The organism is Micromonospora sp. NPDC049282 (assembly GCF_043197045.1).
In the GTDB taxonomy this organism is placed as follows: domain Bacteria; phylum Actinomycetota; class Actinomycetes; order Mycobacteriales; family Micromonosporaceae; genus Micromonospora.
The window spans coordinates 226,959-239,428 of sequence record NZ_JBICSL010000003.1 but is presented as its reverse complement, the minus strand read 5'-3'; the positions used below and the strand labels follow the sequence as shown (position 1 = coordinate 239,428).

The window sequence follows — 12,470 nt, the reverse complement described above, 5'->3', positions numbered from 1 at the left end:
TCCCCCACGGCGGCCGGCGCAAACGTCAGGGCCGGTAGCGGTAGCCCATGCCGGGCTCGGTGATCAGGTGCCGGGGCCGGGCCGGGTCGTCCTCCAGCCTGCGCCGTAGCTGGGCCATGTACTGCCGGAGGTAGTTGGTCTCCTGCTCGTATCCCGGCCCCCAGACGTCGTGCAGCAGTTGCCGCTGGCTGACCAGCTTGCCGGGGTTGCGCAGCAGCTTCTCCAGCATGGCCCACTGGGTGGGGGTGAGCTTGACCTCGGCGCCGTCGTCCCGGGTGACGGTCCGGTCGGCCAGGTCGACGGTGTTCCGGCCGATCCGCAACGCGGGGACGGCGGGCGTGGTCGGGGCCAGCCGGCGGGTCACCGCGCGGATCCGGGCGAGCAGCTCGTCCACCCCGAACGGCTTGGTCACGTAGTCGTCGGCGCCCGCGTCCAGCGCGGCGACCTTGTCCTCGCTGCCGGCCCGGCCGGAGAGCACGATGATCGGCACGGCGGTCCAGCCGCGCAACCCGCGGATGACCTCGGTGCCGTCCAGGTCGGGCAGGCCGAGGTCGAGCACCACCAGGTCCGGCGGACGCCCGGCGGCGGCCTTCAGCGCGGCCGCCCCGCTGTCGGCGACCTCGACGTCGTAGCCTCGGACCCGCAGGTTGATCCGCAGGGCGCGAAGGATCTGCGGCTCGTCGTCGACGACCAGGATGCGGGTCATGGCTGCGGCCCTCCCGACTCGGTGGCGGCCGGCAGCCGCAGCACCATGGTGAGACCTCCGCCGGGCGTGGTCTCCGGGATGATGCTCCCACCCATCGCCTCGGCCAGCCCACGCGACAGCGCCAGCCCCAGCCCCACCCCGGTCTGGTTGTCCCGGTCGCCGAGGCGCTGGAACGGCAGGAACACGTGCTCCCACTGGTCCTCCGGGATGCCCGGACCGGTGTCGATCACCCGCAGCTCAACCTGGCCGGCGTGCGCGCTGCCGGTGATCGTCGGCGGCCGGCCGGGTGGGCTGTGCCGCAGCGCGTTGGCCACGATGTTGACCAGCACCCGCTCCAGCAGGCCGGGGTCGACCAGCGCCGCCGGCAGGTCCGGGGCGATGTCCGTGGTCACCTCGGCCGCCGCGGCGCCCAGCTCGTCCAGGGCCCGGGGTACGGCGTCCTCCAGCCCGATCGCGGTCGCGGCGACGCCCAGCGCGCCGGCCTGCAACCGGCTCATGTCCAGCAGGTTCGCCACCAGCCGGCCCAGCCGGTCCAGCGACTCGTCGGCGGTGGCCAGCAGTTCGTCGGAGTCGTCGGCGTCGAACTCGACATCGTGGCTGCGCAGGCTGCTCACCGCGGCCTTGGCCGAGGCCAGCGGCGTACGCAGGTCGTGGCTGACGGCCGCGAGCAGCGCGGTGCGCATCCGGTCAGCGGCGGCCAGCGGGCGGGCGGTGGCGGCCTCCTCGGCCAGCCGCTCCTGGCGCAGCGCGACCGCGGCCTGGGCGGCGAACGCCTCGACCACCCGGCGGTCGGCGGCCTCCAGCCGCCGGCCGGCGAGCACCACGCTGAGCCGCTCGTCGACCGGCACCACGGTCTCCCCCGCGCTCGGGCTGCCGGGTGGTCGCTCACCGACGCTCGCCACCACGCGCCAGGCGTGCTCCTCGGCGGACCGGCCCGGCCGCCCCTCGGCCTCGGCGGCCAGTTCCAGCACGCTTACCGCGCGCACCCCGAACGTCTCCCGGAGCCGGTCCAGCAGCGCGGGCAGGGGACGCGCGCCACGCAGCACGCTGCCCGCGACGGTGGCCAGGGTCTGCGCGTCGGCGGACGCCCGGGCCGCCTCCCGGGTACGCCGGGCCGCCACGTCGACCACTCCGCTGACCGCGACCGCGACGCCGACGAACACGCCCAGCGCGAGCAGGTTGCCGGCCTCGGCGATGGTCAGCGTGTGGAAGGGCGGGGTGAAGAACCAGTTGAGCAGCAGCGAACCGCCGAGCGCGGCGACCAGCGCCGGCCACAGCCCGCCGACCAGCGCCACCCCGACCACGCCGGTGAGGAACAGCAGGATGTCGTTGGTCAGGGTGAGGTCGGGCAGCGTCCGCAGCAGCAGCGTGAGCAGCGGCATGCCGAGCACGGCGAGCGCGTACCCGAGCAGCCGGCGGCGCCGGGACAGCGCCGCCGGCACCGCCGCGCCCCGGCGTCCGCGCCCCGCCTGGGGGTGGGTGACCAGGTGCACGTCGATCGGGCCGGAGAGCGCGGTGGTGGTCACCCCGACGCCCCGGGCGAAGAGCTGCGCGAACCGGCCCCGGCGGCTGGCGCCGAGCACGAGCTGGGTGGCGTTGACGCCGCGGGCGAAGTCGAGCAGCGCGGCCGGGATGTCGGTGCCGAGGACCTGGTGGTACGTGCCGTCGAGGCTCTCCACCAGCACCCGCTGCCGGGCCAGTTGGGCCGGGTCCGCGCCGGCCAGCCCGTCGCTGCGGGCCACGTGCACGGCGAGCAGGTCGGCGCCCTTGCTGCGGGCGGCGATCCGGGCCGCCCGCCGGACCAGCGTCTCGCCCTCGGGGCCGCCGGTGAGCGCGACGACCACCCGTTCCCGCGCCTCCCAGGTGGCGGAGATGCCCTGCTGGGCCCGGTACGCGTCGAGCTGCTCGTCGACCTTGTCGGCGAGCCAGAGCAGCGCCAGCTCACGCAGCGCGGTGAGGTTGCCGACCCGGAAGTAGTTGCCGAGCGCGGCGTCGATCCGGTCGGGCCGGTAGATGTTGCCGTGCGCCATCCGGCGGCGCAACGCCTCCGGCGTCATGTCCACCAGCTCGACCTGCTCGGCGGCGCGGACCACCTGGTCCGGCACGGTTTCCCGCTGGGTGGCGCCGGTGATCTGCGCGACGACGTCGTTGAGCGACTCGAGGTGCTGCACGTTGACCGTGGAGAGCACGCTGATCCCGGCGTCGAGCAGCTCCTGGACGTCCCGCCAGCGCTTGTCGTGCCGGGAACCGGGGACGTTGGTGTGGGCCAGCTCGTCGACCACCGCCACCTCGGGCCGGCGGGCCAGCACCGCGTCGAGGTCCATCTCGGTGAGGTCGACCCCCCGGTAGGTCACCGTCCGGCGGGGCACCACCTCCAGGTCACCGATCATGGCGGCGGTGTGCGGGCGGTCGTGCGTCTCGACCAGCCCGACCACCACGTCGGTGCCGCGCTCGGCCCGGCGCTGGGCCTCTTCGAGCATGGCGTACGTCTTGCCCACGCCGGGGGCCGCCCCGAGGTAGATCCGCAGCTCGCCTCTGCCCACCGCCTCATCCTTTCGGAAAGGAGGGGCCCTCGCTTAACGCATCCGGTAGAGGCGGGGCCCCCGCTCAACACCTGCCGGCGTCAGCGCGCCGGGAACTCCCGGTCCAGCGCGAGGTTGAGGTCCAGCACGTTCACGGTGGGCTCGCCCAGGAAACCGAGCGACCGGCCGGCGGTGTGCGCCCGGACCAGCCGGCGGATCGCCGCCGGGTCCGCCCCGCGCTCCCGCGCCACCCGGGCCACCTGGATCGCCGCGTACGCCGGGGAGATGTGCGGGTCGAGACCGCTGCCGCTGGCGGTGACCGCGTCGGCCGGCACGGCCGGCTCCGCCGGCGCGTCCCCCCGGACCGGGGTGACCACGCCGCCCTCGGCCACGTAGTCGTGGCCGGGCCGGGCCGGCTCGACCGGTACGCCCTGCCAGGTGGTGACGAACGGCGTCGCCGGCGCGACCTGGTTGACGCTGACCACCCGGGTGACGGTGCCGGTCAGGCCGTCGGCGCGGAACACGGCCAGCACCGCGCCCACCCCGTCCGGCGTGCAGTACGGGCGCCGCCCGTCCACGCCGTCCAGTTCGCCGACCGCCCTGCTGCGTGCGCAGACCTGGGTGAGCAGGCTCGGGGTGGAGTCGGCGGGATCGGCGGCGAGCGTGTCCACCACGCTCTCCGGGCCGAGGTTGCCGGCCGCGGTGGCGGTCGGGTCGTAGCCGGCGCCGGCGGCGGACGGGCGGGACTGGAAGTAGCGCGGGACGGGGTCGCCGTCCGCGTCGGTGAACGACTGGCCGATCAGCGAGCTGCCGACGGTCCGGCCGCCGACGGTGACGAGCGAGCCGTCCGCCCGGCCGTCCAGGCCGGGGATCCGGCCCACGACGACCAGGGCGAGCGGGTACGCCAGCCCGAGCAGCACGGTGAGGACGAGCACGGCACGCAGGGCGGCCAGGTGTGGGGAGAGCCAACTGGGCAGGCGCATCACGAGATCCCTGGGATGAACTGGACGAGCAGGTCGATGAGCTTGATGCCGGCGAACGGCACCACGATGCCGCCGAGGCCGTAGCGCCACAGGTTGCGGCTGAGCAGCTTCGAGGCGCTGGCCGGGCGGTAGCGCACGCCGCGCAGGGCCAGCGGGATGAGCGCGACGATGACGATCGCGTTGAAGACGACCGCGGACAGGATCGCCGACTCGGGGCTGGCCAGCCGCATCACGTTGAGCCGGTCCAGCGACGGGTAGATGCCGGCGAACATGGCCGGGATGATCGCGAAGTACTTCGCGATGTCGTTGGCGATGCTGAACGTCGTCAACGCGCCCCGGGTGATCAGCAACTGCTTGCCGATCTCCACGATCTCGATCAGCTTGGTCGGGTCGGAGTCGAGGTCGACCATGTTGCCGGCCTCCTTCGCCGCCGACGTGCCGGTGTTCATGGCGACGCCGACGTCCGCCTGGGCCAGCGCGGGCGCGTCGTTGGTGCCGTCGCCGGTCATCGCGACCAGCCGGCCGCCCTCCTGCTCCCTGCGGATCAGGGCGAGTTTGTCCTCCGGCGTGGCCTCGGCGAGAAAGTCGTCCACGCCGGCCTCGTCGGCGATCGCCTTGGCGGTGCGCGGGTTGTCCCCGGTGATCATCACGGTCCGGATGCCCATCCGGCGCATCTCGTCGAAGCGCTCGCGCATCCCGGCCTTGACCACGTCCTTGAGGTGGATGACGCCGAGCGCCCGGGCCGGCTCGCCGGCGACGTGCTCGGCGACCACCAGCGGGGTGCCGCCGGTGCCGCTGATCCCGTCGACCAGCTCGCCGACCTGCTCGGTCGGGTAGCCGCCGTGTTCGCGTACCCACTTCATCACCGCGGCGGCGGCGCCCTTGCGGATCTGCCGGACGCCGCCGTCGGCGTCCAGGTCGACGCCGCTCATCCGGGTCTGCGCGGTGAACGGCACGAACGTGGCGTGCGGGATGAGGCCGGGCTCGCGCTCGCGCAGCCCGAACCCGTTCTTGGCCAGCACCACCACCGAACGTCCCTCGGGCGTCTCGTCGGCCAGGCTGGAGAGCTGGGCGGCGTCGGCGACGGTGGCCGCGTCCACGCCGTCCACCGGCAGGAACTCGGCGGCCTGCCGGTTGCCCAGGGTGATCGTGCCGGTCTTGTCCAGCAGCAGCGTGTTGACGTCGCCGGCCGCCTCGACCGCCCGGCCGCTCATGGCGAGCACGTTGCGCTGGACGAGGCGGTCCATGCCGGCGATGCCGATCGCGGAGAGCAGCGCGCCGATGGTGGTCGGGATGAGGCAGACCAGCAGCGAGACCAGCACGATGCCGGTGACGCCGGAGTCGGTGATCGCCTGCGTGTTCGGCGCGGCGGCCTGCCAGCCCTTGGCGAAGATCGCCAGCGGCTGGAGCGTGACCACCGCGAGCAGGAAGATGAGGGTCAGCGCGGCCAGCAGGATGTTGAGCGCGATCTCGTTCGGCGTCTTCTGCCGGTCGGCGCCCTCGACCAGCGCGATCATCCGGTCGATGAAGCTCTCGCCCGGCTTCTGCGTGATCCGGACGACGATCCGGTCGGAGAGCACCCGGGTGCCGCCGGTGACCGCGCTGCGGTCGCCGCCGGACTCCCGGATCACCGGCGCGGACTCGCCGGTGATGGCCGACTCGTCGACGCTGGCGATGCCCTCGACCACGTCACCGTCGCCGGGGATGATCTGCCCGGCCTCGACCAGCACGACGTCGCCCTGCCGCAGCGCCGGCGCCGGCACCGCCTCGTCGCGGTAGGCGTTGGCCGCCGCGCCCGGCGTCCAGCCGAGCAGGCGGGTGGCGATGGTGTCCTGCCTGGCCCGCCGCAGCGTGGCGGCCTGGGCCTTGCCGCGCCCTTCGGCGACCGCCTCGGCCAGGTTGGCGAAGACCACGGTCAGCCACAGCCAGACGGTGATCGACCAGGCGAAGACGGACGGGTCGGCCACCGCGAGCACGGTGGTGAAGAGCGCGCCGATCTCGACGATCAGCATCACCGGGTTGCGCCACAGCGTGCGCGGGTCGAGCTTGCGCAGCGCGTCCGGCAGCGACGCGATCAGCTGGCGCGGGTCGAGCAGCCCGCCGCCGACCCGGTTGCCCGAAGTGGCCGGGGAGCCGGCGGCCGGCGCGTCGGCGGTATCGAGAGGTGCCGTCATGTCCTTGTCTCTCATGGTGGTCACAGCCCTTCGGCCAGCGGGCCGAGCGCGAGGGCGGGCAGGAAGGTGAGCGCGACGAGGACCACCGTGACGCCGACGACCATGCCGACGAAGAGCGGCTCGTGGGTCGGCAGGGTGCCCTCGGACGCGGGTGTGGGCTGCTGGCGGGCCAGCGACCCGGCCAGCGCGAGCACGAAGATGATCGGCAGGAACCGGCCGAGCAGCATGCAGAGCCCGAGCGCGGTGTTCCACCAGGGCGTGTTCACGGTGATGCCGGCGAACGCCGAGCCGTTGTTGTTGCTCGCCGAGGTGAACGCGTACAGCACCTCGGAGAGCCCGTGCGGGCCGGTGTTGAGCGCGGTCGAGGCGTTGCCGGTGGCGAACGCGGCGGCGGTGCCGGTGAGCACCAGCGCCGGCGTGATCAGGAAGTACGCCGAGGCGAACTTGATCTCGCGCGCCCCGATCTTCTTACCCAGGTACTCCGGCGTCCGGCCGACCATCAGGCCGGCGACGAAGACCGTGATCACCGCGAGGATCAGCAGCCCGTACAGGCCGGCGCCGACGCCGCCCGGCGCCACCTCGCCGAGCATCATGTTGCCAAGCGTCATCATCCCGCCCAGCGCGGTGTACGAGTCGTGGAACGAGTTGATCGCGCCGGTCGAGGTGAGCGTGGTGGCCGCCGCGAAGGTGGCCGAGTTCGACACGTCGAACCGCACCTCCTTGCCCTCCATCGCCGCGCCGACCGCCTGCGGCACCGTGCCGTGCCCGGCCATCTCGAAGACGTTGGTCAGGGTGATGCTGGCCAGCGCCAGGATCGCCATCACGGCGGCGATGGCGTGACCCTGCCGGTTCTGTCCGACCATCCGGCCGAAGACCCGGGGCAGGCTGAACGGGATCACCAGGATCAGGAAGATCTCCAGCCAGTTCGTCCACGCGGTCGGGTTCTCGAACGGATGGGCGCTGTTGGCGTTGTAGAAGCCGCCGCCGTTGGTGCCGAGTTCCTTGATCACCTCCTGGCCCGCCACCGGCCCGCCGGTGATCGTCTGGCCGCCGCCGGTCAGCGTGGTCACGTCGGTGCCGCCGGACAGGTTCTGCACCACCCCACCGAGCATCAGCGCGATCGCGCCGAGCACCGCGATCGGCAACAGGATCCGCAGCGTGACGCGGACCAGGTCGACCCAGAAGTTGCCCAGCTCGCCGGTGCGACTGCGGGCGAAGCCCCGGACCAGCGCCACCGCGACGGCGATGCCGACCCCGGCGGAGACGAAGTTCTGCACCGCCAGTCCGGCCATCTGCACCAGGTGGCCCATCGTCGACTCGCCCGAGTACCACTGCCAGTTCGTGTTGGTCACGAACGACACGGCCGTGTTCCACGCGCCGTGCGGCACCACCGGGTCGAAGCCCAGCGAGAGCCACAGGTGGTTCTGCAGGCGCTGGAACGCGTAGAGGAACAGGACGGAGACGACCGAGAAGGCGAGCACGGCGCGGACGTAGACGCCCCAGGTCTGCTCGGCGGCCGGGTTGACCCCGACCAGGCGGTAGATCATCCGCTCGACGCCTGACGAGCGGGTGCCGGAGACCACCCGGTACATGTGGTCGCCGAACGGCCGGTGCACGGCGACCAGCGCCACCACCAGCGACAGCACGAACAGCACCCCGGCTGTGGTCGTGCTCATCAGAAACGCTCCGGGAACAGCAGGGCGACGACCAGGAACACGCCCAGCCCGATCGCCAGCACCAGGCCGACGGCGTTGACGGCGTTCACCGCTTCTCCACGCCCCTCACCACGAGGGCGAGGGCCGCGAACAGCCCCACCGTCAGCAACACGAACAGCACGTCAGACACGCTGACCTCTCCTAGCGGACGATGTCCTCGCGACCGCCTCCCGGTCGCGCCGGGCAATCAAAACGCCGGGCCGCGCGCACGGACAGGGGCTATAACGCGACCGTCACGCCGGGCGGCGGTTTCTTGACGCGCCTTTCACGCCGGACGGTCGAGCGGACCGAACGCGGCGCGGACCAACCGGTTCGCCTCGTCCTGGTCGACGTCGGTGGCGACCAGGAGGTCGCTGGCCGTGGTGCGCACCTGGGCCACCAAGACCGCGCCGGAGAAGTCCACCCCGGCCCGGTAGGCGCGGCCGGCCTCGGCGACGGCCCGCAACGCGGACTCGCGGCACCGGGTCGCCTCCGCCGCGCCGTGGGCGAACTCCTTCCGCAGCCTCCGGGTCGCCTCGGCCAGCGCCGCCACCGCGGCCGGCATGGCGTCCGGCACCCGCTCGCCGTCGGCGATCAGGGTGACCGTCCGCCGGAGCAGCGTGCCGCTGTTGCGCATCGCCCGGTCCACCGGTGCGACCGCCTCGGCGTACCGGCCGACCGGTCCTTCCCGAGCGGTCCGGTAGACCGGGGAGAGCGCGGCGGCCTCCCGGGCGCCCTGCGCCGCCTCGCCGAACGCGCCCATCTCCGCCTTGTTGTCCCGCAGCCGGTCGCGGGCGACGCGAGCCGACTCGGCGTCCCGCTCGCGCAGCGCGTCGGCGGCGCGGTCCAACTGGTCGGCGAGCAGGTTCAGCGCCGGGCCGGCCGCCCGGTTGATGATCCGCAACGGGTTCAGCGGCAGCAGCACGGCGGTCACCAGCAGCATGGCCCCGCCCCAGGAGAGGCCGGCGGCCAGTCCCGCCTGGGCGGCCAGGCGGGCGCCCGCGCGTACCCGACGGAACGGGTCGGTCAGCAGCGCCGGCGCGGAGCGCAGCCGGCCGGCGAGGCCCGACCCGGCGGCGGCCCGCCCGCCGTCCCCGCCCGTCCCGGCACCGGCCACGGCCGCGCGTACCCGCTTCCCGGCGGGCCATTCCCGCGCCGTCCGGGAGTCAGTTGCCGGCGGCGTTGGCGACCAGGGTCTCGGCCACCTCGCGCACCCTGCGGTTGGTGTCCTGGGAGAGCTTCGACAGCAACGCGAACGCCTCCTCGGCCGAGCACCGTCGCTCGCCCATGACGATGCCCTTGGCCTGCTCGATCACCGCCCGGCTGCGCATCGCCTCCTGCATCTGCCGGGCCAGGGTGGCGGCGTTGTCGTAGAGGTGCGCGTTGGCCAGGGCGACGGCGGCGTACGCGGCGAAGTTCTCCGCCGTCCGCGCGGCCGCGCTGTCGAACGCGTGCGCGGCCAGGCCGTACAGGTTGAGCGCGCCGGTGACCGCCTCCTGGATCGGCAGCCCGATCGACAGGGAACTGCCGATGCCCGCCTCGCGGGCGTGCGCGGCCCACTCCGGCCAGCGCTCCTCGGCGGCTATGTCCGGCAGTGAGATGCTGGCCGCGCTGGCTGCGGCGTCCAGGCAGGGACCGCGCTCGTGCCGGTACTGCCACTCGTCGAGGTCCCGGGCCAGGTCGCTGGTGCACGCGGCGCTGGAGTTGTGGCCGCCCTGGGCGAGCGTGACGGTGACGTGCGCGCTGCCGGGGACCGCCTGGTTCGCCAGCTCGGCGACGCGCCGCAGCACGTCCTCCAGGCTCATCTCGTTGAGCCGGATCCGGCTCAACTCGGCGAGGGCTTCACCGGGTTCCGTACTCGGGGCTGCCATCAGCGGGTCCTCCGTCGGCCGGCGGTCGGACGGTCGGGCATCGCCCAACCTACCCGCCGGCCGGACCGGCGGCACGGGAACGCGACGTGCGGCGACGGCCGGGACGACGTACTGTCGGGTGCGGGTCAAGACACGTGCCCTCCACCCCGCTCACGGCCGGCCTCGTTCCCGGCCGGGGAGCGTCCGCCGATTCGTCAGGTGGGAGGTGCCATGTCGAGGAAGTTGCCGGGTTTCGGCCGTCATCACGTTCCGACCGCCTCCGGGTCGCTCCGGCCGGACGACCCGATCATGTGGTTGAGCTGCGAGGTCCAGGGGGACGTGACCCGGGTCTCGGTCGCCGGCGAGATCGACCTCAGCAACGCCCATCTGCTCATGGAGCTGTTGGAGAACGTCGCCGCCCCGACGCCACTGGTGGCGGTGGACCTGTCCGAGGTCACCTTCTTCGGCGCGAACGGCACCGACGCGTTGGTCCGGGCCCGACGGCTGGTGGCCGAGCGCGGCGGCCGACTCACGCTCTGTGATCCCTCCCCCGTGGTCCGCCGCGTCCTCGACGTCACCGGCACGCTCACCGGGTTCGAGGTCGCCGACCGTCCGCCGGCCCGTGTCGTCGGCAACCCGTCGGCACGTCCCGTCGTCCCCGCCCGGGCCGGGTCGTAGAGTTGTTCCGTGACTGACGCCCCTCCGGGACGTCACGAACGAGCGTCAAGAAGCGGCGCAGGTGCCGATCCGTCGGATCGGACAGCGGTCCGCGACTGCGGGCCGTCCCCGCCACCCGCCGTCCCACCCCCCCTGGGGCGACGGCGCTTCGCACAAGGACGTCACAGCTCATGCCGCAGGCCCACCCCGACCTCGCCGCAGCCTTGATCAGACTCGGGCGGATCAAGTACGACGAGGTCGACCTCGACGTGGTGTTGTCGACCATCGCGCAGGTCGCCAAGGACACGCTTCGCGGCACCGCCGAGGTCTCGGTCACCCTGGTCCAGGGCGGCGAGGCGCACACCGCCGCCCACACCGGCGACCTGGCCCTGACCCTGGACGAGTGGCAGTACGAGCAGGGCCGCGGCCCGTGCCTCGACGCCGCGACCACCGGCACCGCCATGCTGGTGCCGGACATGTCGGCGGAGAGCCGCTGGCCGGAGTGGGCCGTCCGGGCCGACGAGGCGGGCGCCGCCAGCTCCCTGTCGATCGGCCTGCCGATCCAGGAGGCGGTGGTCGGCGCGCTCAACATCTACGGCGCGGCCCCGGGGGTCTTCGACGACCAGGTCGAACTCGCGCAGACCCTGGCCGGGTACGCCGCCATCGCGCTGGCCAACGTCCACCTCTACGAGAGCACCGCCACCCTGGCGCAGCAGATGCAGGAGGCCATGCAGAGCCGGGCGGTGATCGAGCAGGCCAAGGGCATCATCATGGGCCAACGCCGCTGCTCGGCCGAGGAGGCGTTCGCCATCCTGGCCCGGGTGTCGCAGGACTCCAACCGGAAGCTGCGGGAGGTCGCCGAGTCACTCGTCGACCGCGCCGTCTACGGCGGTCGGGACTGACCGCCGTCGACGGGTTCAGCGTGGCATCTCCCGCCAGCCGGTGCCGCTCGACCGCCAGGCGCCGGCGAGGATGCTCGCCGAGCCGCGGCTCGGGCACTGCTGGATCTTCGATCGGCCGGCGGCGCCGCCGATCTGGGCCTGGACCTGCCACCGCTGTCCGTCGGTGCAGATGTAGACGTCGCGGCGTCCGCGGGGGATGTTGACGCCGTTCCACCAATGTTCCTCGACGACCATGAGGTGACCGTACCGTAGGTGACCCGGTCCGGCCCAGACCCGAGGTGCGGGCCGGACCTCACGCGGGTCGTCCGTCGAGCCGGCGGACCATGTTCATGACGGTCTCCACCTGGGCACCGCGCCCTTGATCGGGTAGTTCGCGAACCCGAGACAGCCCCACCGGTCCCAGCAGCCGTTCGGGTTGACTCCGGTGACGGTCGCCTGCGGGTGGAGCACGATCAGCCGGTCGGTGTATCCGTGTGGTCGACACGTCGCCGGCGCCCGCGGTGTGGCTCACCGAACGCGCTTAACGGATGGCTACGCAGGGTAAGGCCAGATCATGGCACAGTTGCGCACCTCGCCGCCGCCGCCAGAGGCCACCGAGCTGGAGCGGTGGGTGCTCGACACCCCCGAGGAGCTTCGTGACGTGCGGGCGTCGTTGCGCGCCGCGCTGAACCGGCACGGGTTGGTGCAGGGCGAGGACCTGGACGAGGTGCCGCACATGGTCCTGGTCGTCGCCACCGAGCTGTCCAGCAACGCGCTGCGGCACGGCCGGCCGCCCACCATCGTCACGCTGCTCGCCACCGACGACCGGTTCCTGCTCGACGTGGTCGACCACGACGTCAGCTCGGTGCCGGAGCTGACCGACATCAGCCCGACGGACTCGGGCGGACGCGGCCTGTTCCTGGCCCAGTCGATCTCGTTGGACGTCGGCTGGTACGCCACCGACACCACCAAGCACCTCTGGGCCGCGTTCCCGCGGCGGTAG

At 73.2% G+C, this 12,470-nt stretch carries 11 protein-coding genes and 1 pseudogene; 3 read left to right on the top strand and 9 right to left on the bottom strand.

The genetic code is table 11. The features are described from left to right. Positions 1-25: 25 nt before the first annotated feature. The 8 genes and pseudogenes from ACGFI2_RS07650 to ACGFI2_RS07615 all read right to left on the bottom strand — a co-directional run bounded on the left by ACGFI2_RS07650 (position 26) and on the right by ACGFI2_RS07615 (position 9,950). Positions 26-706 (bottom strand): response regulator, encoded by a 681-nt coding sequence (locus tag ACGFI2_RS07650; RefSeq protein WP_393512255.1) that lies wholly within the window; start codon positions 704-706, stop codon positions 26-28. Further along, positions 703-3,249 (bottom strand): DUF4118 domain-containing protein, encoded by a 2,547-nt coding sequence (locus ACGFI2_RS07645; RefSeq protein ID WP_393512252.1) that lies wholly within the window; start codon positions 3,247-3,249, stop codon positions 703-705. Before ACGFI2_RS07645 ends, ACGFI2_RS07650 begins: the two co-directional genes overlap by 4 nt. Before the next feature lie 80 nt (positions 3,250-3,329). Next, the gene (locus ACGFI2_RS07640; protein ID WP_393512249.1) at positions 3,330-4,211 is read right to left on the bottom strand and encodes a potassium-transporting ATPase subunit C; all 882 of its coding nucleotides are present in this window, start codon (positions 4,209-4,211) and stop codon (positions 3,330-3,332) included. After that, complete coding sequence (gene kdpB, locus ACGFI2_RS07635) at positions 4,211-6,385, bottom strand: potassium-transporting ATPase subunit KdpB (protein WP_393512246.1); 2,175 nt, start codon at positions 6,383-6,385, stop codon at positions 4,211-4,213. The genes ACGFI2_RS07640 and kdpB overlap by 1 nt, the downstream gene beginning before the upstream one ends. A 20-nt stretch (positions 6,386-6,405) precedes the next feature. Continuing rightward, complete coding sequence (gene kdpA / locus ACGFI2_RS07630; RefSeq protein WP_393512243.1) at positions 6,406-8,061, bottom strand: potassium-transporting ATPase subunit KdpA; 1,656 nt, start codon at positions 8,059-8,061, stop codon at positions 6,406-6,408. Continuing rightward, positions 8,061-8,150, bottom strand: coding sequence for a K(+)-transporting ATPase subunit F (gene kdpF, locus ACGFI2_RS07625; protein WP_088643699.1), 90 nt, complete (start codon positions 8,148-8,150; stop codon positions 8,061-8,063). Before kdpF ends, kdpA begins: the two co-directional genes overlap by 1 nt. A gap of 215 nt (positions 8,151-8,365) precedes the next feature. Next, a pseudogene (locus ACGFI2_RS07620) lies at positions 8,366-9,031 on the bottom strand (aromatic acid exporter family protein); the annotation flags it as partial. Between the two features lie 214 nt (positions 9,032-9,245). Beyond that, positions 9,246-9,950 (bottom strand): ANTAR domain-containing protein, encoded by a 705-nt coding sequence (locus ACGFI2_RS07615; RefSeq protein WP_393512239.1) that lies wholly within the window; start codon positions 9,948-9,950, stop codon positions 9,246-9,248. A 210-nt stretch (positions 9,951-10,160) separates the two neighbouring features. Here ACGFI2_RS07615 and ACGFI2_RS07610 point away from each other — a divergent pair, with 210 nt between their 5' ends. Both ACGFI2_RS07610 and ACGFI2_RS07605 read left to right on the top strand, forming a co-directional pair. Then, positions 10,161-10,607, top strand: a complete 447-nt coding sequence (locus ACGFI2_RS07610) for an STAS domain-containing protein (RefSeq protein WP_393512236.1) — start codon at positions 10,161-10,163, stop codon at positions 10,605-10,607. Positions 10,608-10,777: 170 nt separating this feature from the next. After that, a complete protein-coding gene (locus ACGFI2_RS07605) occupies positions 10,778-11,488 on the top strand; it encodes a GAF and ANTAR domain-containing protein (protein WP_393512233.1) in 711 nt (236 codons plus the stop codon). A 15-nt stretch (positions 11,489-11,503) separates the two neighbouring features. On the opposite strand, the gene ACGFI2_RS07600 is transcribed toward ACGFI2_RS07605, so the two are convergent. Further along, a complete protein-coding gene (locus ACGFI2_RS07600; RefSeq protein WP_343443817.1) occupies positions 11,504-11,722 on the bottom strand; it encodes a hypothetical protein in 219 nt (72 codons plus the stop codon). A gap of 319 nt (positions 11,723-12,041) precedes the next feature. Between ACGFI2_RS07600 and ACGFI2_RS07595 the strand changes: the two genes are divergently transcribed. Further along, positions 12,042-12,470, top strand: a complete 429-nt coding sequence (locus tag ACGFI2_RS07595) for an ATP-binding protein (RefSeq protein WP_393512230.1) — start codon at positions 12,042-12,044, stop codon at positions 12,468-12,470.